This is a genomic window from Anaeromyxobacter sp. SG66 (assembly GCF_022690805.1).
In the GTDB taxonomy this organism is placed as follows: Bacteria; Myxococcota; Myxococcia; order Myxococcales; family Anaeromyxobacteraceae; genus Anaeromyxobacter; species Anaeromyxobacter soli.
Map to the genome: position 1 here is coordinate 1 of NZ_JALCZC010000018.1, position 21,157 is coordinate 21,157.

Consider the following 21,157-nt stretch of genomic DNA (forward strand, 5'->3'; position numbering starts at 1 on the left):
GCGCTCGCCGCGCGCGGGCGCGTGGCGCTCGTCGGCGCCGTCGAGGAAGGGCGCGCGCACCTCGCCTTCGCGCGCCCCCGAGGCGAGGGCCCGCACCTCGGGGAGCTCGTCCGGGCCGCGGCGGCCGCGCTCTCCGGCAAGGGCGGGGGCGCCCCGGACCTCGCGCAGGGGAGCGGGCCGGATGGGTCTCGGCTCGAGGCGGCGCTCGCCGAGGCCGAGGCTGCGCTCGGCGCCGCCCGCTCGGGCTGATCACTCCTCGCCGCGGTCTGCGCGAGGAGGCAACGGCGAGAGCGACACGAGCGTCGCGCCCCAGCCCCCCGCGCCCTCGTCGGCCGCGCGAAAGGCCGCGACCGCCGGGTGCCGCGCCAGGATGGCGTCGACCGAGCGGCGGAGGGCGCCGGTTCCCTTTCCGTGAACGATGCGGAGCTCGAGCAGCCCGGCCGCGCGGCACGCCTCGAGCCATTCGGGGACGAGCGCGCCGACCTCGGAAGGCCGGAACGTGTGCAGATCGAGCGTCCCCTCGAGGGGGATCGGGACCGGATCGTCGAAGGGCGGATCGCCGGGCGGTCCGCCGCCGTCGGGCGTGGGCGGCATGGGGATCCCGGCGATGATAGCCTCTGCGCATGCTCGCCGCCCGCGCCGCCGCCCTCGCGCTCGCCGCCGCCGTCGCGGCGCCGCTCCCCGCTCGCGCCGCACCTCACGCGCTCCACTACGATCTCGCCCTCGACGTTCCGCTCACGGCCGGAGCGAGCGTCGTCTGGTTCGGGACGGAGCTCGCGAAGTCGCACCTCGCGCCCACCACCTGCCGCTGGTGCGATCCGCCCGCCTTCGACCGCGAGGCGCGGCAGCTGCTCGTCTGGGGCTACGGCAACCAGGCCCGCACCGCCTCGGACGTGCTCGCGTTCGGGGTGGTGCCCGCGGCGGCGCTCGCGCAGTTCGCGCTCGTGGCGGACTCCCGGCGCGACGCGCTCCTCGACGCGCTGTTCGTGGTGGAGGCGGTGGCGCTCGCGGCGGACGTGAACCAGATCGTGAAGCTGTCGGTGGGGCGCGAGCGGCCCTTCGTGCGCTACGGGAACTACCCCGAGCCCGTGCGGAAGCCCGATCCCGACGACCAGCTGTCGTTCTACTCCGGCCACAGCTCGCTCGCGTTCTCCTTCGCCGCCGCGGCGGGGACGGTGTCGAGCCTGCGCGGCTACCGGAGCGCGCCGTGGGTGTGGGGCGTGGGGATGGCCCTCGCGAGCGGCGTCGCCTACTTCCGGGTCGCCGCGGACAAGCACTACCTGTCCGACGTCGTCACGGGCGCCGCCGTCGGCACCGCCATCGGCATCGCCGCCCCGCGCCTCCTGCACCCGCGCGAGCGCGACGCGGAGGTCGGCACGCCCGAGCGCGTCACCCTCGTGCCGCTCCCGCTCGGCGTGCGCGTGGCGTTCTGATCGCGTCCCGTCAGCAGGCAGCCGCTGCGCCGGCGAGGAGCCTCGCGATCGCGGCGCGGAGCGCCTCGAGCTCGAACGGCTTCTCGAGGCAGTCGGCGCCCGACGCGTCGAGGAAGACGCGCGCGGAGGCGGTGAACGCGCCGCCGGTGAGGAAGAGCATGCGCCGGGCGTGCGGATCGCCCGCCGCGACGAGGGCGCGGTGCAGGTCCATCCCGCTCATCTCGGGCATGAGGAGGTCGCAGAGGATCGCGTCGAAGCGCTCGCCGCGCTCGAGCTGCGCGAGGGCCTGCCGCGCGGCCCCTGCCACGACCACCTCGTGATCGGGCTGCAGCGTGCGCTGGAGCACCGTCGCGACGAGCGGCTCGTCGTCCACGACCAGGATCCGCGCGCGCGGGCGGACCCCCGGCGCCGTCCCCGGCGTCCCGGACGCCGCCGCAGCAGCAGCAGGCGCGGGCGAGCTCGGGAGGACGACGCGGAAGATCGCGCCGGCGCCGGGCGTGCTCTCCACCTCGAGCGCGCCGCCGAGCCCGGTCACGATCCCGTGACAGATGGAGAGGCCGAGCCCGGTACCCACGCCCGGCGGCTTCGTCGTGAAGAACGGGTCGAACACGCGCGGGAGGTGCTCCGCGGCGATCCCGCAGCCCGTGTCGCGCACCTCCACGGCCACCCGGCCATCGGGGCGTGTCCGGGTGACGACGCGGATCTCGTTCCGCTCCGGCGCGCCCTCCGCGATGGCCTGCGCCGCGTTGACGAGAAGGTTCAGGAACACCTGCCCGAGCCGGGCGGCGTTGCCGTGGACGGGCGGCACGGGCGCGAGGTCGCGGGTGAGCCGCGCGCGCCGCCGGATCTCCGCTCGCGCCATGTTGATGCACGACTCGATCACCGGCGCGAGATCCACCGGGCCGGAGCGGTCGTTCTCGCCGCGCGAGAAGGTGCGCAGATCGCGGACGATGACGCGCATGCGCTGCGCGCCGTCGCGCGCCTCGCTCACCGCGTCCTGGAGCTGGCGCGCGAGCTCCGCGTCGGACGGCGAGGGCGGCGCACCGGTGAGGAGACGACCGACGCGCTCCAGCCGGTCCGAGAGGAAGGCCAGGTTCGCGCTCACGTAGGCGAGCGGGTTGTTGAGCTCGTGCGCGACGCCCGCCGCGAGCGTCCCCACCGACGCGAGGCGATCCGCGAGCGCGAGCCGGGTGTGGAGCAGGCGGGTCTCGGTGACGTCGCGCAGGGCCACGAGCGCGCGTCCGGGGAGGATCCCCGGCGTGACGGTGACCTCGACCTGCCGGCGGCGCCCGCCGGCCTCGAGCTCCGCCTCGCCGCGGTCGCCGCCGCCCGCGAGGAGCGCGCGCCAGCCCGACCCACCGGCCCGGGACGCCGTGGGCGTCGCGACCTCGTCGAGCGGCCGCCCGACGAGCGACGCGCGGGTCCCGCCGAGCAGGGCGCAGCTCGCGGCGTTCGCGCCCACGATCGCCCCGCCGTCGTCCACGATGAGCATCGGGTCCCGCGCGCCGTCGAACACGGCGCGGAGCTGGCGCTCCTGCGCGAGGAGCTCCTGCTCCGCGTCGGAGCGGGCGAGCGCCGACGCGAGGACGCTCGCCGCGGTGGCGAGGAACCGCTCGTGCTCGAGCGAGAACGCCCGCGGGGTCCGCGCGTACGCGCCGAGCACGCGCGCAGGTCCGTCCCGTCCCGGCAACGGCACCTCGAGCGCCGCCACGAAGCCCAGCGGAGCGAGGTGGCCGCCCGGCCGGCCCCGCGGGTCGGCCGCCGGGAGCGCCACGTGGCGGACGTCGCCCTCGAGCCCTGCGGCGGCGAGGACCGTCGTGCCGGTCGGCCCCGCCTCGACCACCGCGGCCGCGTCGAGTGCGAGGAGCTCCGCGGCCGTGGCACAGACCACGTGCAGGAGCGCCGTGACGCTCTCGGCGTTCACGGCGAGCTCGCCCAGGGACGCGAGCGCCGCCTCCTGAGCGACGCGGTCGCGCAGCTCGGTCTCGTCTCGCCTGCACCGGGTGATGTCGTGGAAGACCACGACCCGGGCCTCCATCGCGCCGTGCGGGCCGAGCGCCGGCGCGACGTGCCGCTCGAGGACGCGCCCGTCGCGGAGCACGATCTCGTCCGTGTACGCCGCGGTGGGATCGCGAACGCTCAGGCAATCGAGCTCGGACGCCGCGCGGCGCGCGAACGCGTGTCGCAGCGCCTGGCGGGCCAGCACCGTGTCACCGAGGTCGCGGATCTCGGCGCGCTCCCCCGCGGGAATCCCCCACAGCTCGAAGAGCCGCTCGTTCGCCGCGAGCAGCCGCCCGTCGGCGGACGAGATGAGGAAACCGTCCGGTGAGGCCGCGGAGAGCGCGTCGAACAGCGCCCCCGGGTTGCGGAGCAGGTCCGGTGCGCGTGCGATCGGAAGACGCCGGACGTTGGAGGGTAGCGGGTCGGTCACCGACCCGGCTGGGATGCATGAACGGTGCGGGCCGGAGACGGTGTACGCCTGCCGAAATGCTCAAATACTCCCGCTAGCTTCGCCGCGACGCATCCGACATTCCACGCAGGTGTAGGCGGACCCGGGTGCGTTGAGCCCCGTTGCGAATTCACCCCCCGTGGGGGGCGAGGGGAAAGAGCTCCCCGACCCGCTCCGGCGGCCTCGCCACCACGGCGCGTTCACCGGACACGACGATGGGGCGGTCGAGGATCCGCGGGTGCTGGGCGAGGGCGCGGATGAGCTCTTCGGCCGGCGTGCGCTCCGAGAGGCGGAGCGCCTGGTACTCGTCGGCGTCCGTACGGGCGAGCGCGTGAGGGGGTGCCCCTAGCAGCCGGAGCAGCGCGCCTATCTCCTCGACCGTGGGCGGCTCCTCGAGGAAGCGGCGGAGCTCGGGCTCGACGCCCCGTTCCCGCAGGAGCTCCAGGGCGCGCCGGCTCGTGGAGCAGCGCGCGTCGAACCAGAGGACGCAGTCGGCGGGCATCGCGGCGGATAATAGGAGAGCCTTGGATCTCGCGCACCACCTCGACCACCTGTCCTCCCTCCTCGCTGCCGAGCGCGAGGAGGAGCGCGCCCGCCTCGACGATGCCCGCCGCCGCCTCGGCCTCGCGGAGCGGGAGGCGCGCGGGCTCGCCCTCGCGGACGTCGAGGCGATCGAGGAGGCGGCGCTCGCCGGGCGAGCGCTCGTCACCTACGCCCGCCCGGGGGGGCGTCCGCTCGGCGGCGCGCGCGTCGGAGTCGGCAGCCTCGTGTCCGTCACGCTGCGGCGCGAGGAGCGGCCCGACGCGCCGCGCGGGGTGGTGGCGCGCCGGACCCGCACGTCCCTTTCGGTGGCGTTCGACGAGCCCCCGCCCGACTGGGCGACGGATGGGCGCGTGGTGCTCGAGCTCGAGCCCTCTCCGGTGACGTGGGAGCGGCTCGCCGGCGGCCTCGCGCGCCTCCGGGACGATCCCGCCGGGCGGCGCTGGCACGGCGTGCTCTCGGGAACGCCCCCGCGATTCGAGCGAGCGGCGCGGGGGCCCGACCTGCCGGGCCCGCTCAACGCGGAGCAGGCGGCGGCGCTCGACCTCGCGGACCGGGCGGTCGACCTGGCACTCGTGCACGGTCCGCCCGGGACGGGCAAGACGACCGTGCTCGTAGAGGTCATCCGGCGCGCCGTGGCGCGGGGTGAGAAGGTGCTCGCCACCGCACCCTCCAACCTCGCGGTCGACAATCTCGTCGAGCGGCTCGCGGCTGCCGGGCTCGCGTGCGTGCGGGTCGGGCACCCGGCGCGCGTGCTCCCCGCCGTGCTCGCCCACACGCTGGAGGCGCAGGCGGAGGCCCACGAGGCCGCGCGCATCGCGAAGGGCCTCGTGGAGGAAGCCATCGCGCTCAGGCGCTCGGCGGCGAAGCGGCGCCAGCAGCGCGGCCCCGGCCGCTACAGCGCCTCGCGCGAGAAGGAGCGCGACGCGCGCGCCCTCTTCGCCGAGGCGCGCGCCCTCGAAGCCCGCGCCGAGGCCGAGGTGCTCGATCGCGCCGACGTGGTGCTCGCGACGCTCACCGGCCTCGACGCCCCCGCGCTGGCCCGCCGGAGGTTCACCCTCGCGGTCGCGGACGAGGCCACACAGGCGGTGGAACCCGCCCTGTACCTCGCCCTCCTCCGCGCCGAGCGGGCGGTGCTCGCGGGCGATCACCTCCAGCTCCCGCCCACGGTGCTCTCCGCGGCGGCGCAGGCGGGCGGGCTCGGCGTGTCGCTGTTCGAGCGGCTGGTCGCGGTGCACGGCGACGCCGTCAAGGTCACGCTGGCCGAGCAGCACCGGATGAACGCGCGCATCATGGCGTTCCCCTCGGAGGCGCTCTACGGTGGGGCCCTGCGCGCGCACCCCGCCGTCGCCGAGCGCGCGATCGACGGGGCGCCGCTCGAGGTCGTGGACACGTCGGGTCGCGGCTTCGAGGAGGAGACGCCGGAGGGCTCCGACTCGAAGCAGAACGCGGGCGAGGCGGCGCTCGTCGCCGCCGAGGTGGAGGCGCTGCTCGCGCGGGGGCTCGACCCCGCGGAGGTGGCGGTGATCTCGCCGTACGACGCCCAGGTGCAGCGCCTCCGTCAGCTCCTCGCCGCGCACCTGGATCGCGGGCTCGAGGTCGACACGGTGGACGGCTTCCAGGGGCGAGAGAAGGACGCGGTCGTGGTCTCCCTCGTGCGGGCGAACGAGACCGGTGAGGTCGGCTTTCTCGCGGACGTGCGTCGCATGAACGTGGCGCTCACTCGAGCGCGCGTGAAGCTCGTCGTGGTCGGCGACGGCGCGACGGTTGCGCGCCACCCGTTCTACGCGCGGTTCCTGTCGCACGCCGAGGCGAGCGGCGCGTGGCGCAGCGCCTGGGAGCGCGCGCAGGAATTGCCGTAACTGCGCGCTCCGCCGCACTCCGCAGGGGGCCGCGTCAAGCTCGACCCGCCGCCATAGGTTCGGTTTCGGCGGGGGCCACGGAACGATGGGGACGACGGGCGAGGACTCGGGGCGTCGGCTCGTCCCCGCGCTGGGGGACATCCTCCGGAACGGGATCAGCGTCTCGATGCTCGAGGCGGTGTTCGACGCGTCGCCCGTCGCGCTCATGCTGCTCGTCGGCCCGGAGCTCGTCGTCGATCACGTGAACGTGGCGTGCCGCGCGCTCACGCGGCCCGACGTCGATCCCGTCGGGCAGCGCTTCGCGGACGTCTGGCCTACGGGCGATCCCGTCGTCGTGCCGGCGCTCCACAACGTGCTCGCGACCGGCGCCGCCCTGTGCGTGGACGACTACGTGGTGCCGTTCGCGGGGGTCTCGCGGCGCTTCTCGGTGCAGGTGAAGCGCGTCCCGTGGCGCCGGGGCCTCGCGCTCCTCCTCTCGGCCTGGGAGACCTCCGAGGCGTGGGAGGCGCGGCTCGCCGCGGAGCAGGCGGCGGAGGCCGCGCTCCGTCGCGCCGGGGAGCTCGACGCGGCCGTGAACGCGATCGCGGACGGCCTCATCCTCTACGACCGCAGCGGCGAGATCGTCCGCATGAACGAGACGGCGACGAGGAGGCTCGGCTACGCGCCCGACGAGGCCTCCCCGGATCTCGCGGAGCGGTTCGGCGCGCTCCGCGTCTACACCCCCGACGGCCGGCTCATGCGCCTCGAGGAGACGCCCGTCGCCCGCGCGCTGCGGGGAGAGACCGTCCGCAGCCTGCACCTGCGCGTCGAGTACCGCGGTGAGTCGGTCTGGGTCCTCGCGAGCGCCGCCCCCGTGCGCGGCCCCGACCTCTCGATCGTCGGCGCGGTGCTCACCTTCTCCGACGAGACCGCGCTGCACGAGATGGAGCAGGCGCGCGACGACCTCGTGCGGATGATCTCGCACGACCTGCGGACGCCGCTGAACGCGATCTTCAATCAGGCCCACCTGCTCCGCCGGCACCCCGAGGACGCCCCGAGGGTCGAGGCGCGGACGAACGCGATCCTGAAGAGCTGCGAGCGGATGAGCAGCATGATCCAGGACCTCGTCGAGGCGACCCTGCTCGAGGACCGGCAGCTGCACCTCTCCCTCGAGCCCGTGGACCTCGCGGAGCTCGTGCCGGAGCTCCTCGAACGCTTCCGCGGCGCCCTCGACACGGACCGCGTGAAGCTCGTCGTCCACTCGGACGTCCCGCGCGCGCAGGCCGATCCGCAGCGGCTCGAGCGCATCGTCCTGAACCTCCTCACGAACGCCCTCAAGTACTCGCCGCCGCAGGGGGAGGTCACCCTGGAGGTCGCGGCGGATCCGGAGGGCGTCGCGATCGTGGTGACGGACCGGGGCGTCGGGATCGCTCCGGAGGACGTACCTCACGTGTTCGAGCGCTTCTTCCGGGCGCGCGGGGCTCGCCAGCCGGAGGGGCTCGGGCTCGGGCTCTACATCACCCGCCTCCTCGTGCAGGCCCACGGCGGCCGCGTCGACGTGTCGAGCCAGCTCGGCCAGGGCAGCACCTTCCGCGTGGTCCTCCCGGCCGCGGCCGCTTTGCACTGACCTCGCCTCCGCGCGTAAGCTCGCCCGCCTCCGCGTCCCGCCCGCTGCGGCGCGGAGGGCCCTCACCCGAACCCCTCGCACGGACCGAACCGCTTGATCCGCAGCACCTTCCGGCTCGCCCCCGGCATCGGCCCCTGGCTCGAATCGAAGCTCTGGACGAAGGGCGTGCGCACCTGGGACGAGTTCCCCGCGCCGCCTGCCGTCGCGCTCTCCGCCCGCACCGACGCGCGGCTGCGCGACGCGCTCGCCCTCGCGCGCGCCGCGCTCGCGCGCGGCGACGCGGAGACCCTCGCGGCGATGCTCCCGCGCGCAGAGCGCTGGCGGCTCTACGCCGCGTTCGCCGCCGACGCGGCGTTCCTCGACATCGAGACGGACGGCGAGGCCGTCACCGCCGTCGGCATCCTCGATCGCCACGGCCCGCGCGTGTTCCTGGCGGGCCGCGATCTCGACGACTTCCCCGACGCGACGGCGGAGTGGAAGCTCCTCGTCACGTTCAACGGCCTCTCCTTCGACGTTCCCATCCTGCGGAGCGCCTTTCCGGGCTGGCGCCCGCCGCGCGCGCACGTGGACCTCCGCCATCTCTGGGCGCGGCTCGGCCACAGGGGCGGCCTGAAGCTCCTCGAGAAGGAGACGGGCGTCGGGCGCGCCGCGAGCCTCGACGGCCTCGACGGCCGCGACGCCATCCGGCTGTGGCGCCTGCACCTCCGCGGCGACGCGGCCGCGCTCCGCACCTTCGTCGAGTACAACCTGCACGACGCGGTGAACCTCCGGACGCTCATGGACCTGGGCTACAACCGGATGATCGAGCGGCTGCGCCTCCCCGCCTCGCCGGTGCCGGTCTGCGAGCGCGGCGATCACCGCTACGACATGACGAAGCTCCTGCTCGCCCTGTAGCGGCGCCGCTCGCCCGAGCCGCCGACCGCCGGCAGGCGAGGGCCCGGGGCGCCGCCGCGAGGACCCCGGGTGGTGGCTCGAGCGCCGCCGCCGGCTCGCGTCCGCTGCTATGTACTCGCCATGCCCGTCTTCGCCTTCGAGCAGCCGCACGATCGAGCAGGACGGTTCGTGAACCTCGACGGCTCGCGCCCCGTCGGGCTCGCGACCGTCCTGCGCTGGGCAGTCTGGGACCGGCTCACCGGCAAGCGGAGGCGCGCCCCGGAGCGGGGCTCCGTCCTCACCGTCGCGGCCGATCGCGCGCGTCTCGCCCGCCCGCCCGCGGAGGGCGAGCCCGCACGGCTCACCTGGCTCGGCCACGCGAGCTTCCTCATCCAGCTCGACGGCGTGTCGCTCCTCGTCGATCCGGCGCTCCGGCCCGCGATCTTCGGGGGCATCGTCCGGAACGCCCCGCCCGGCGTCCCGCTCGAGGACCTCCCCCCCATCGACGCGCAGCTCGTCACGCACAACCACTACGACCACCTCGATCTCCCCACGCTGCGCTCGGTCGGGGCGCCCGTCGTCGCCGGCCTCGGGCTCGCGCGCTGGCTCGAGGCGCGCGGTCTCCCCGCGACCGAGCTCGGCTGGTGGCGCTCGACGCGGGTCGGTGCCGTGCGGGTCACCTTCGTCCCCGCCCACCACTGGAGCCGGCGCGGGCCGCTCGACACCAACGCGACGCTGTGGGACGGCTTCGTCGTCGAGGGCAGCACCGCGACCGTGTACCACTCGGGCGACAGCGCGTACTTCGCGGGGTTCCGGGAGATCGGCGAGCGCTTCCCGGGCATCGACGCGGCCCTCCTCCCGATCGGCGCCTACGACCCGGGCTGGTTCATGCTCCGGCAGCACATGGACCCCGAGCAGGCGCTCCAGGCCTTCGAGGACCTCGGCGCCCGCGCCTTCGTCGCGATGCACTGGGGCACCTTCAAGCTCGCCGACGAGCCGCTCGACGAGCCGCCGCGGCGCGTCGAGGCGGAGCGCGTCCGGAGAGGCCTCCCGCCGGAGCGGGTGCGCGTGCTCGCGGTGGGCGAGTCGCTGGAGGTCGCGCGCCCGCTCGCCGTGCGCGAGCCCGCGACGCCCCGCTGAGCCGCGCTCGCCGTCGCCTCGGGGCGCATCCCTTGCACCGCGCGCGGATCCTTCGGCTCGACGCTCCTGCCCCACCGCCGCGCGCCTCCTTTCGGCGTCATCGGCTTCCCCACGCGCTCCCACCTCGCGCCGCGCCGTGCGCCCGTCCCGGAGGCTTCTCGCGGGGACGGGCAGAGGAGGAATTCTCCGGCGAGCATGTTGCAGCTATCCTGAGAGACGGCACGCTCCCGCGCGACGGGAGCCGCCGGGGAGCGTCGATCGTGAACGCTGGCGCGCATCTCCTCGGGATCCCGCGGTCCACTTCCTCCGCGCGCGCCTCGAGCGCCGCCCCGGGGCGTGCCGTGGGGGCGCGCCGTCGCCGGGGCGCGACACCCGCTCGCCGCCCGCATGCCCGCCGTGCTGCCGCCCTCCTGCCGGCGCTCGTCTCGCTCGTCCTCGGCTGCGACCCCTACGTGAAAGGCAACGGCGTCCTCCGCGAGGAGACGCGCCAGGTCGGCGGGTTCGAGGGTCTCCGCGTCGAGGACGGGATCCAGGCGGAGGTGACGGCCGGCGTCACTCCCCAGCGCGTGGCGGTGAGCGGCGACGAGAACCTGCTGCAGCACATCTCGACCTCGGTGAAGACGGACCCGGTGCACGGCCAGGTGCTCGAGGTCCGCTCCACGCTGTCGTCCTTCGACTCCACCCACCCGATGCGCGTGGTGGTCTCGGTGCCGGTGTTTCGCTTCCTCGCCGCGACCGACTCCTGCTACGCCACGGTGAGCGCCGCCGCGACCGACGCCTTCGCGGTGGACGCCGACGACGGCGCGGACATGCGCCTGAGCGGAGCGGGCGGCGCCGCGCTCTCGGTCCGGCTCGCCGGCGGCCAGGGCGGCGGCGCCCACCTCGACGCGCGCGAGTACCGCGTCACCGACGCCTCGGTCGAGCTCGGCGGCGGCGCCCGCGCGGAGCTGCACGTGGACGAGCGGGTGACGGGCACGCTGAATGGCGGGGCCGCGCTCGAGAACGTCGGCGGCGGCGTCTGCGAGGTCACGGCCACGGACGGCGCGACCGTGAGCTGCCCCCCCGCCGCCCCCTGAAGCCCGCCTCCCGATCCCGGCGACGCCTCGTCCGGCTGCCGTCCGGGCGGGCGCCCGCGGGGCGCGCCCCGGGCGCCTCCCGTCACGAAGCGGGCACGCCTCGCTCCTTGACGGTTTCGGAAACAGGGACCGCCGTCTAGAATCCGCCGCCTCATGACCGAGAAGATCACGCCGGAAGTGGTCGCCCAGCACGGGCTCACGCAGGCCGAGTACGACGAGGTGAAGCGCCACCTCGGCCGCGAGCCGAACCTGACCGAGCTCGGCGTGTTCTCGGTGATGTGGAGCGAGCACTGCTCGTACAAGTCCTCGCGGGTGCACCTCAAGACGTTCCCCACCTCCGGGCCGCGCGTGCTCCAGGGCCCCGGCGAGAACGCGGGCGTGGTGGACCTCGGCGACGGGCTCGCCGCCGCGTTCAAGATGGAGAGCCACAACCACCCGAGCTACATCGAGCCGTACCAGGGCGCGGCGACCGGCGTGGGCGGCATCCTCCGCGACGTCTTCACCATGGGCGCGCGCCCCATCGCCTCGGCGAACTCGCTGCGCTTCGGCGATCCCAGCCACCCGAAGACCGCCTACCTCCTCGAGGGCGTCGTCGCCGGCATCGGCGGCTACGGCAACTGCATGGGCGTGCCGACGGTGGCGGGCGAGGTGATGTTCCACCCGAGCTACAACGGGAACTGCCTCGTGAACGCGTTCACGCTGGGCATCCTCCCGGCCGACAAGATCTTCCTCGGCACCGCGGCGGGGGTCGGCAACCCCGTCATGTACATCGGCGCGAAGACCGGCCGCGACGGCATCCACGGCGCGACCATGGCCTCCGCCGAGTTCGACGCCTCCACCGAGGAGAAGCGCCCGACGGTGCAGGTGGGCGACCCGTTCATGGAGAAGCTGCTGCTCGAGGCGTGCCTCGAGCTCTTCCAGACGGACGCGGTGGTCGGCATCCAGGACATGGGCGCCGCCGGCTTCACCTCCTCGTCCGTGGAGATGGCCGGCCGCGCCGGCAACGGCCTCGACCTCTTCCTCGACCAGGTGCCGCTCCGCGAGGAGGGCATGACGCCGTACGAGATCCTCCTCTCCGAGTCCCAGGAGCGCATGCTCCTCGTCGCGGCCGAGGGCAAGGAGGACGTGGTCCGCCGCATCTGCACCAAGTGGGACCTCGACGTCGCCGTGGTCGGGCGGGTGACCGACACCGGCCGCTGGCGCGCGCACTGGCAGGGGAAGCTCGTCGCCGATCTGCCGGTAGACCCGCTCACCGAGGGCGCGCCGAAGTACCAGCGCCCGATGAAGCCGCACCCGGCGCTCCCGGATCTGCACGCCTTCGACCTCTCGACGCTCCCCGAGCCCGCCGACCTCGGCGCCACGCTGCTCCGCCTCCTCGCCCGCCCCACCATCGCGTCCAAGGAGTGGGTCTACCAGCAGTACGACCACATGGTCCGGCTCGTCGGCGCGGTGCGGCCGGGAGGCGACGCGGCGGTGGTGCGGATCGCCACCGGCGACGCGCGCCACGCGAAGAAGGCCGTCGCCATCTCGGTCGGCGCGAACGGCCGCTACTGCTTCCTCGACCCGCACCTCGGCGCAGCGCACGCCGTCGCCGAGTGCGCCCGCAACATCGCCTGCGTCGGCGGCGAGCCCATCGCCATCACCGACTGCCTCAACTTCGGCAACCCTGAGAAGCCGGAGATCATGTGGCAGTTCGCGGAGTGCGTGCGGGGCATCGGCGACGCCTGCCGCGCGCTCGGGACGCCCGTCGTGTCCGGCAACGTCTCGCTCTACAACGAGACCGAGGGCCAGGGGATCCTGCCCACGCCCACCATCGGCATGGTCGGCCTCGTCCCCGACGTCGAGAGGACCTGCACGAGCGCGTTCAAGAACGCCGGCGACGTCATCGCGCTCGTCGGCACGCTGCAGGGCGAGGTGGGCGGCTCCGAGTACCTCGCCGCCGAGCACGGCAGGGAGGCGGGCCGCCCGCCCGCGCTCGACCTCGCGAAGGAGAAGGCGGTGCAGGAGACGGTGCGCCGCGCCATCCGCGAGGGGCTGCTCTCGTCGGCGCACGACTGCTCCGACGGCGGCCTGGCCGTCGCGCTCGCCGAGTGCTGCATGATGCAGGGGGTGCCCGCCGGCGCCGAGACGACGCCCTGGATCGGCGCGGCGGTGCGCGTGCCGTTCCCCGCGCGGAAGGACTTCGTCCTGTTCGGCGAGGACGCGAGCCGCATCCTCGTGTCCATGCCGAAGGAGAGCGCGGCCCGCTTCGTGGCGCTCGCCCAGGAGTGCGGCGCGCCGGTCATCCGGCTCGGCGCGGTGGGCGGCGACACGCTCGAGATCCAGGGGGCGCTCTCGGTGCCGGTCGCCGAGCTCGCCAAAGCCTGGCGCGACGGCATCCCGGCCGTGCTCCGGCGCGACGTCGGCCACGCCGCCGCCTCACTCGTCGCGCGCGAGCCGCAGGAGCCCTTGAGCTAGAGACGGAGCTCAGTCCGCGCTTGCACCCCGGGTCGCGGGGTCGGGTATGCTGCGACCCCGCGCGGCGGCGACCCGCGGCAGGACGCCCGGATCACGGGCGTCTCGACCCGGCGCCCGGGTTGCAGGAGCGCCACGCCTCGACCCCGCACGGATGAGCACCGCCGACCACCTCTGCATCTTCGAGCGCGCCACCGGCGAGCGGCTCCTCGCCGCCGAGCGCTTCGTGCTGGCGCTGCCGCAGCTCCTCGGCGCCGCCCTGGACGCCTGCGACCTCGGGCTCGACCCGTCCTCGCGCCGGCTGATCGTGCTCCTGCGCTTCTCGCCGGCCTCCGCGCCTCCCGGCGCGAGCGAGCGGCTCGCGTTCTGGGCCGCGCGCGCCGGGGGGCGCGCGAGCGACATCGGCCAGATCCCGCCCGGCGACCTCGACGAGCTGAAGACGCTCCTCGCCGCCTGCGAGCCCAGGCTCGCCGACGTCGCCGGCGCCGAGCTCTACCTCGCGACCGCCGCGTTCTTCACCGACGCCGGCGCGCCCGCGCTCCGGCGGCGGAGCCCCGGCGAGCGGCCCGCGCTCGTGCTCGACCTCGCCGGCGCGGCCGCCGCGGGCGCGAGCTACGACCCCGCCGCAGCCGCGCTCTTCGTCCCCTCGCCGATGGCGCCGCCCCAGGGCGACGAGCTCGTCCTCGCCGTGCGCGTGCCGGGCCTCGCGCGCCAGGTGGAGGGCCGCGCCCGGGTCGCGGCCGTGCGCTTCCCGGCGGCGGCCACCTCCGGGGCGCCCGCCGGCTACACGCTCGCGGTCGAGCCCTCGCCGCCCGCCCTCGCCGCCGCGCTGGCCGCGCACGTCGCGCCGCCCGCGCCGTCGCAGTGGGAGATCTCGCGCTCCGCCCCGCGGCTCGAGCTCCACGCGCCGGTGAAGGTGCTCGGCCGGATCGCGCTCCGCCCGGCCGAGGCGGCCTCCGCCATCGCCTGCGCCACGCTCGCCTACGAGACCGGCGCCGAGCTCGAGCAGGACTTCGTGGAGAACCTCTCCCAGGGCGGAGCGTTCGTGCGCACCGCGAGCCCGGCGGCGGTGGGCGCGCCCGTCGCGCTCGCGATCCGGCTACCGGACGGCGGCGACCTCCACACCCGCGCCACCGTGGCCTACGTGAGCGACGAGGGCATGGGCGTGCGCTTCCAGCTCGAGCCCGCGGAGGAGGCGCGCCTCTACGCGGCCATCGTCCAGCTCACCGCGAGGCCGCGCCGCGCGCTCGTGGTGGACGACGACGCGCTCCACCGCCGGATGCTGGGCGACGCGCTCGGGGCCCGCGGCTACGAGGTGGTGACCGCCGCCGACGGCGCGGAGGGCCTGCGGGCGCTCGCCGACGAGCTCCTCACCCTCGACCTGCTGCTCACCGACGCCTGTATGCCGGGGATGGACGGCGAGGCGTTCGTCCGCACCATCCGCGAGGCCGGCGGCGAGACCGAGCTCGCGGTGGTCGCGGTGACCGGCCGCTCCGACCCCGAGCTCGCCCCCCGGCTCCGCGCCGCGGGCGCGGACGAGGTGCTCGAGAAGGCGCTCGGGGCGGAGCGGGTGGCGGAGGCGGCGGACGCGGTGCTCGAGCGGAAGCGGCTCACCACGCGCACGAGCGGGTGACCACGAAGGTGGCCGGCGTGCTCGCGGCCCCGTCGGTCGCGCTCATCGTGTAGGTGCGGCTGGTGCTCTCCGAGCACGTCCGATCCGCGGCGAACGAGACCTCCAGGGCGCACTGGGAGGCGAGGCAGACCTGGGTCTGGCCCGTCTGGCTCACGGTCCACTCCACCGGATCCCCGTCCGGATCGGTCACGAAGTCGGTCACCGTCCCGCTGGCGCTCGAGACGGCGAGCTCGTTGACGAGGCACTGGCCGTACTCCCAGCGACAGCAGGTCGCGGTCTCGACGCACTGGGCGCCGAGGCCGAAGGCGTTCTTCGTGAAGACGGGGGCACGGTTCTGGATCTGGATCTGCGCGACGCTCGCGACGGGAGCGGACTCCCAGGGGTCCCGGACCCGCTGCTGGATGTCGTGCGCGCCCACGAAGTTGCCGGCGACGGCGGCGACCGCCGAGGCGAGGGTGCACTGGATCACCACCATGCCGGAGGCGTCGAGGACGTAGCTCGGGCAGACCGCGTCCCCCGTCGGATCTCCCTGCGCCATGGGATCGCCGTCCGGATCCCGCCACTGGCTCAGCTTGGCTGAGGCGCGGTACTCCCCGGCCGCCGCGTCGTACACGTGCTGCGGGGACACGACCGTCGCGGCCCAGGCGACCTCTGGCGGCCGGTTGCCGATGACGACGGGCCACGTCTCGCTCGTCTCGGCGCCGTTCACGTCGCGAACCGAGAACGTGATGGCCCGCTCGAGACCCTCCCCGCCGATGAGGAGGAGCGCGTCCGCGGGGGCGGTGTACGGCAGCTCGATGCTGAAGGCGGCGCGGTCGCCGAGGTCCTCGACCTGGAACGTCGCCGCGCCGTCGCCGACGTGACGCCCCGCGACGGTCCGCCCCTCGAGCGGGTCGCCGTCGGGATCCTCCGCGAGGACGCCGATCGCGCCATGCGCGGAGAACCGCGACGAGGCCGCGTCGAAGGCGTGGTTGAAGACGGGGATCGCCTCCGTCACCACCGGCGGCGCGTTTCCGATGCTGAGGCGCGTGGCCGCGACGCCGATCACGCCGGCCTCGTCCCGGGCCTCCACGCGCAGCACCCAGTCACCCGAGATGGCGGTGCCGTCCGTCTCGATGCGCACGGTGGGGCTGGCCGCGTCGGGCCCCGGCTCGAAGATCGCGCGCCGCTGGGCGTCGAGCGCGTGCCCCGCTGGCGGCTCGACCGTCCAGTGGAAGCTCGCGCCGGCGACGGCCGAGGTCGCGGAGAGCGCGACCGCGCCGCCGAGCTCGGTGACCGGCCGGCACGTGATCGGCTCGCCCTCGCACCGGTGGCCCACGGCGACGTCGGCGCCAGCGGTCACGAGGGGCGCGCCGGAGCGCGGGGCGACCTCCACGAGCGCGCTCGCGGGCGCGCTCTGGACGGAGAGCTCGTCCGCCACGACGAGCGAGACCTCGTAGCGCCCGGGGCAGGCGAACCGCACCGGGGTGGTGGCGGTGGTGCCCGCGACGACGGGAGGCTCGCACGGTGCGTCCACGGCGCGGACCGTCCACGCGTACGCGACGACCGCGTCCTCCGGCGCGTCCGGGTCCGAGCTGCGAGAGCCGTCGAGGGTGACCACGTCGTTCGCCTGGACCGCGCTCAGCGGGCTGATGCGCGCGAGCGGCGCCGCGTCGGCGACGCACGCGCGCGCGAGGCACCGCGAGGCGGGCGGGCACGACTCGGTCGTGTCGCAGGTGAGGGGGGCGGGCCCGCCCTGCGAGCAGGCGAGCGCGGTCGCGAGCGCGAGGGGAAGCGCGACGTTGAGCGCGGGGACCGCTGTGCGGTGGGTCGGCATCTCTGTTCTCCGGAGAGCGTCGGCGGGAACGACGAAGAGTAAAGGTTCGCCGAGGGTGGGTTCAATCGAGGCGCGCCAATGCGACGATCGTTCCAGCGCCTGCACCGCGTCCGGCGCGCTTCGTCCAGGGGCGAGGGTCCGCGGCGCGGCCGGTCCGGTCCGACACGGGGACACAGGTGCGCCGACGCGCCGATGGGTCGCTCGTCACTCCCGGCGCACATCACTTGCAGTCGCGGCGCGGCTGCTCGAAAATCCACGATCCGTCTCATCCACCCCGGAGGCACCGCCCGACATGGCTCTGTCCGGAGCGCTCACGCTGACCCTCGCGCTGCTCGCCGGCGCGAGCGGGGACCGCCTCCTCCTGTGCCGCCCGCGCGTGGGCGGGGACCCGGTGCGGGCGCGCGGGGACGCGATCGCCGAGGCCGCTCGCAAGGCCGGGAAGTTCCTCGACTACGGGGTCGCGTGCGAGGACGTCGCCGAGGGCGCCCGCGCCGCCCGCCGCGCCGGGCTCCCCTACGCGATCGCCGCCGGGGCCGAGGGGCGGGCGGAAGGGAGCCGCTACGTCCTCGTGCTCGCGGACGCGGCGAGCGAGACCGAGCGGGCGCGTCGCACGCTCGACGTGGCTCCGGGCGCGGACGCAGTGAAGCCGCTGCGGAACGCCCTTCGAGAGCTCGTCCGGACGCTGCCGCCCCCGCCCGGCCCGAGCGCGGCGCGCGTCGCCGCGTGGACGACCGTGGGCGCGGGTGTCGCCGCGGTGGCCGCCGGGACCCTCCTCGCCTTCTCCGCCCGCTCCGCGGCGGACGAGGCGAACGCCGCCGGCGACCCGGCCTCCTACACGCGCTCGCGCCAGACCTGGGAAGACCGGCGCCGCTGGAGCGGCATCTCTTTCGCAGCAGGGGGCGCCGCGATCGCCGCCGGGCTCACCTGGCGCTTCGTCTTCTGAGGGGACATCCCATGAGGCTCATCGTCATCTCCGCCGCGGCGCTCGCCCTCGCGTGTAGCTCGGTCGAGGACCGCGCCGCGTGCGCCACCAGCGCGAGCTGCCCGTCGGGCCAGTACTGCGCGCGGACCTCCGACGGGAGCGTCTGCTGGGCGGACGCGGTCCGGCCCGCGGTCTCCCTGGTCACCGCCTCGTGCGCGACGACGCCGTGCGTGCGCGATGGCGTCCTGCGGGTCGAGGCCACGGTCACCGAGGACAGGGAGCTCGCGTCCGTCGAGGCGGCGCTCGACCTCGACTCCGGGGCGCGCAAGGTCGCGATGACCGCGGCCGGAGGCCGCTGGGTCGCGGAGCTCCCTCTCCGCGACTGGCCCTTCGAGGCCTACGCGCGGCCGGTGGTCGCGAGCGTCGTCGCGCGCGACGGCGCCCGGAACGAGGGCAGCGCAGCCGCGGCGCCGGTGGAGGTGACGCGGTTGAGGTGGGTCTACGACGCCGGCGTGCCGATGAGTTCTGCGGCGGTCATGGATGACGGGACGGTCGTCGTCGGGCTGTCGAGGACGGCGGAGCAACTCGTCGCGATTCATCCGGACGGAACGAGGGCGTGGGCGGCGACGGTGGGCACGGGTTTCATCACCGCTCCTCCCACCGTGGGAACCGAGGCACTCTGGATCGGGAGCAACGACTTCTGGCTTCGCGGTGCTGCCCTCGACAGCGGTGGAGCGCTAACCGGAGCTGGGGTGAACCTCGAGGGCGCCGTACGCGGAGGAACGGCCATCGCGACGACGCTGGGGAAGGAATGGGCGTTCGCGGCCGCGATGTCGGGGCGGGTTGGAGCAACAAGCACAACGCCTGGTGAAGTGGATAAGACGACCGCAACGTTCGCGTATTGGAGTGGGCCGATCTTCACTGTGGATGGGCGGGTGTGTGCAGCAACTTCAGGTGTTGCGTCGAACCTACGGTGCTTTGATTTCGATGGCGCGCTCGCACAGTCGGGTGCGGTGACTATAGGTGCCAATGTGGCTGCTCCACTTGCTGTCGATGCCCAGGGCGGCATCTGGAGCGGCTCGCAGGATGGCAAGCTGAATCGAAGTGTGTTCGCCGCTGGGGTTCTGGAGACGACGACGGTCGCGTCGCTCACGGCCTCGATCGGCGATTCGCCGATCGTCGCTGGAGACGGAGACGTCTTCGTCGGCGATGAAGCCGGATATCTCCGGCGTCTTTCGCCCGCTGGAGTGTCACGCTGGGCGGACGCTCCGAATCTGGGTGCGGCCGTACTCGCTCCGATGCTGCTCCGCGGGGGCCCGTGCGCCGTCCTCGTGTCCACAAGAGGCGGGACCGTCCATGCGGTACGGGGTGATGGTTTGGAGGATTGGCGTGGCGTGCTCGCCGCCGGCACGGAGCTGCGCTCCCCCAACATCTACACGCCCCCCGGTCAGCCCGCGGGCGCGGTGATGAGCACCGCCTACGTGGCGGGGGCAGACGGGAAGCTGTACGCCGTGATCGTGGACGGCGAGCTCGACACCTCCGCGCCCTGGCCGAAGGCATTCCACGATCCGCGAAACACCAACAACGCGGGGACGCAGCCGTGAACGCGCGCAGGGTCCTCGCCCTCGCCGGCGCCCTGTTCGCGCTCGGCGCGGGCGCCTCCGAGCGGCTCGGCGTCATCTCCGTCGCCGATCCGCCGGGCGGTCCGGACGCCGACCTGGCCGAGCTCGCGCACCAGCTCCGCGCGGCCTGCCGCGACCGCATCGGCGGCGTGGTGGACGTGCCGACCATGCGCGCGCGCCTCCTCGGCCAGGCGTCGAACGCCACCCTCTCCGAGCTCGACCGAGCCTACGGCGGCGCGCTCGCCGTGTACCAGAACGGCGAGTTCGAGAGCGCGGTGCGGACGCTCCGCGCCATCGTCGAGGACCTGGAGAGCCTCCCCGAGAGCGACGACGCCTACGCGCAGTGGACGCGGGCGCTGCTCCGCCTCGCCCACGCCGCCGCGACGATCGGGATGGAGCGCGACGCCCAGGCCGCGCTCCTGAAGCTCGCGCGGATGGAGCCCACGCTCCAGCCGGATCCCGACCAGTACTCCCCGGGGTACCGGCGCAGGTTCGAGGAGGTGAAGGCGAAGGTCCGGGCGCTTCCGAAGCGCCGGCTGACCGTCCTCGCCGAGGGCAGGTCCGGCGTCGTCTACGTGAACGGTCGCAACATGGGGCCGGCTCCCGTCGCGGTCTCGCTGCCCGCCGGCGCGTACCGGATCGGCGGCGCGGCGGACGCGTTGCGGGTCCCGAGCTTCACCGTCGACCTCGAGGCCGAGGATCGCACCGTGGTGCTCGACTTCGCCCTCGCCGACGCGATCCGCGTGAACGCCGGGCCGGGCCTCGCGCTCGCGCCCGAACAGCGGGCGTACGGCATCATCCGCGGGGGCGCCTGGCTCGGCGTGGACAAGCTCGTGGTCGCGAGCCGCGTGGTGGAGGGCGGCGCCCAGTTCCTGCTCGGCTCCATCTACGACGTCCGTCGCGGGGCGCTCCTGCGCGAGGGGAGCGTCCGGATGGTGGCCGGCAGCGTGCCCGCGGTGAACCTCGGCGCGCTCGCGTCCTTCCTGCTCACCGGCCAGTCGTCGCGCGACGTGAAGGATCGCACGCCCGACCTGCCTCGCCAGCCGCCCGCGCCGCTCATCGTCGCGTCTCCGGCGCCGGTGCCGGCCCCGTCGCCATCCGCAGCGGCGCAGCCCGCTCCGCAGCCGGCGCCGGTCACGGCGGCCCAGCAGCCGAAACGGGCTGCCGCCGCGGCAGCGACGGCTGCGGGCAAGCCGGCCGCGCTCGAGGGCGGCACGCCGCCACCTCCGTCCCCATCGCCCGCTCGCCCCGTGGCCGCGCTGGGTTCCGCGACGCCCGACCCGAGGGCCGCGCGGCCGACGCCCGCGAGCGCCTCGCTCGCCTTCACTCCCCCGGCGATCTCGAGTGATCCGCCGGCCGCGGCCCTCACCCTCCGGCCGCGGCGCGCCGCCTGGATGCGCCCCACCGCGATCGCCTCGGGCGCGGCGGCCGTGGTGCTCGCCGCGGTCGCCGTCCAGCAGGGCCTCTCGGCCTCGGGCAAGTCGAGCGACGCGGACGCGATGGTCGTCGGCGATCCGCCGACGTTCAAGTCCGGCGCGGACCCGGCGCGCTACTACGCCCTCAGGCGCGACGCCGACGCGGCGCAGCGGAACGCCTACGTCTCGGCGGGGTTCGGCGTCGCGCTGGCCGCCGCCGCCGGCGCGCTCGGCTGGATGTCCTGGGATCGGACCCCGGAGCCCGCCGTCGTCGCGTTCAGCTTCTGACCCGCGTCCCGCCTGGCGCGCGCGGCCC

Annotated in this window: 16 protein-coding genes; 12 read left to right on the top strand and 4 right to left on the bottom strand. The window is 75.1% G+C overall.

Annotated features, from left to right (window positions below; genetic code table 11):
- A partial coding sequence (locus tag MNZ39_RS07740) for a DHHA1 domain-containing protein (RefSeq protein ID WP_242337005.1) occupies nucleotides 1-249 on the top strand: 249 nt, incomplete at its 5' end.
- Here the strand turns inward: MNZ39_RS07740 and MNZ39_RS07745 are convergent.
- Complete coding sequence (locus tag MNZ39_RS07745; protein WP_242337008.1) at nucleotides 250-594, bottom strand: Smr/MutS family protein; 345 nt, start codon at nucleotides 592-594, stop codon at nucleotides 250-252.
- Nucleotides 595-623: 29 nt separating this feature from the next.
- Here MNZ39_RS07745 and MNZ39_RS07750 point away from each other — a divergent pair, with 29 nt between their 5' ends.
- The gene (locus tag MNZ39_RS07750) at nucleotides 624-1,433 is read left to right on the top strand and encodes a phosphatase PAP2 family protein (RefSeq protein ID WP_242337010.1); all 810 of its coding nucleotides are present in this window, start codon (nucleotides 624-626) and stop codon (nucleotides 1,431-1,433) included.
- Nucleotides 1,434-1,443: 10 nt separating this feature from the next.
- Here the strand turns inward: MNZ39_RS07750 and MNZ39_RS07755 are convergent, their stop codons facing one another.
- Both MNZ39_RS07755 and MNZ39_RS07760 read right to left on the bottom strand, forming a co-directional pair.
- Nucleotides 1,444-3,864, bottom strand: a complete 2,421-nt coding sequence (locus MNZ39_RS07755; protein WP_242337013.1) for an ATP-binding protein — start codon at nucleotides 3,862-3,864, stop codon at nucleotides 1,444-1,446.
- 148 nt (nucleotides 3,865-4,012) lie between these two features.
- A complete protein-coding gene (locus tag MNZ39_RS07760) occupies nucleotides 4,013-4,384 on the bottom strand; it encodes an ArsC/Spx/MgsR family protein (RefSeq protein ID WP_242337017.1) in 372 nt (123 codons plus the stop codon).
- A gap of 22 nt (nucleotides 4,385-4,406) precedes the next feature.
- Here MNZ39_RS07760 and MNZ39_RS07765 point away from each other — a divergent pair, with 22 nt between their 5' ends.
- The 7 genes from MNZ39_RS07765 to MNZ39_RS07795 all read left to right on the top strand — a co-directional run bounded on the left by MNZ39_RS07765 (nucleotide 4,407) and on the right by MNZ39_RS07795 (nucleotide 15,066).
- Nucleotides 4,407-6,284 (top strand): AAA domain-containing protein, encoded by a 1,878-nt coding sequence (locus MNZ39_RS07765; protein WP_242337020.1) that lies wholly within the window; start codon nucleotides 4,407-4,409, stop codon nucleotides 6,282-6,284.
- Nucleotides 6,285-6,369: 85 nt separating this feature from the next.
- Nucleotides 6,370-7,890 (top strand): PAS domain-containing sensor histidine kinase, encoded by a 1,521-nt coding sequence (locus MNZ39_RS07770; RefSeq protein ID WP_242337023.1) that lies wholly within the window; start codon nucleotides 6,370-6,372, stop codon nucleotides 7,888-7,890.
- A gap of 93 nt (nucleotides 7,891-7,983) precedes the next feature.
- Nucleotides 7,984-8,784, top strand: coding sequence for a ribonuclease H-like domain-containing protein (locus tag MNZ39_RS07775; RefSeq protein ID WP_242337026.1), 801 nt, complete (start codon nucleotides 7,984-7,986; stop codon nucleotides 8,782-8,784).
- A gap of 120 nt (nucleotides 8,785-8,904) precedes the next feature.
- A complete protein-coding gene (locus tag MNZ39_RS07780; protein WP_242337029.1) occupies nucleotides 8,905-9,903 on the top strand; it encodes an MBL fold metallo-hydrolase in 999 nt (332 codons plus the stop codon).
- Nucleotides 9,904-10,355: 452 nt separating this feature from the next.
- The gene (locus tag MNZ39_RS24865) at nucleotides 10,356-10,979 is read left to right on the top strand and encodes a GIN domain-containing protein (protein ID WP_242337032.1); all 624 of its coding nucleotides are present in this window, start codon (nucleotides 10,356-10,358) and stop codon (nucleotides 10,977-10,979) included.
- A 153-nt stretch (nucleotides 10,980-11,132) separates the two neighbouring features.
- The gene (gene purL / locus MNZ39_RS07790; protein WP_242337035.1) at nucleotides 11,133-13,436 is read left to right on the top strand and encodes a phosphoribosylformylglycinamidine synthase subunit PurL; all 2,304 of its coding nucleotides are present in this window, start codon (nucleotides 11,133-11,135) and stop codon (nucleotides 13,434-13,436) included.
- A 151-nt stretch (nucleotides 13,437-13,587) separates the two neighbouring features.
- The gene (locus tag MNZ39_RS07795) at nucleotides 13,588-15,066 is read left to right on the top strand and encodes a response regulator (protein ID WP_242337038.1); all 1,479 of its coding nucleotides are present in this window, start codon (nucleotides 13,588-13,590) and stop codon (nucleotides 15,064-15,066) included.
- Here MNZ39_RS07795 and MNZ39_RS07800 read toward each other — a convergent pair.
- Entirely contained in the window at nucleotides 15,044-16,882 is a 1,839-nt protein-coding gene (locus tag MNZ39_RS07800) for a PKD domain-containing protein (RefSeq protein ID WP_242337041.1), read from the bottom strand. The genes MNZ39_RS07795 and MNZ39_RS07800 overlap by 23 nt on opposite strands.
- 292 nt (nucleotides 16,883-17,174) lie before the next feature.
- On the opposite strand from MNZ39_RS07800, the gene MNZ39_RS07805 reads away from it, so the two are divergent.
- Genes MNZ39_RS07805 through MNZ39_RS07815 form a run of 3 tightly spaced genes read left to right on the top strand, consistent with a single transcriptional unit; the run spans nucleotide 17,175 to nucleotide 21,129 of the window.
- Entirely contained in the window at nucleotides 17,175-17,825 is a 651-nt protein-coding gene (locus MNZ39_RS07805) for a hypothetical protein (protein ID WP_242337044.1), read from the top strand.
- An 11-nt stretch (nucleotides 17,826-17,836) separates the two neighbouring features.
- Nucleotides 17,837-19,408, top strand: coding sequence for a pyrrolo-quinoline quinone (locus MNZ39_RS07810; protein WP_242337047.1), 1,572 nt, complete (start codon nucleotides 17,837-17,839; stop codon nucleotides 19,406-19,408).
- Nucleotides 19,405-21,129 (top strand): hypothetical protein, encoded by a 1,725-nt coding sequence (locus tag MNZ39_RS07815; protein ID WP_242337050.1) that lies wholly within the window; start codon nucleotides 19,405-19,407, stop codon nucleotides 21,127-21,129. The genes MNZ39_RS07810 and MNZ39_RS07815 overlap by 4 nt, the downstream gene beginning before the upstream one ends.
- The last annotated feature ends 28 nt before the right edge of the window (nucleotides 21,130-21,157 follow it).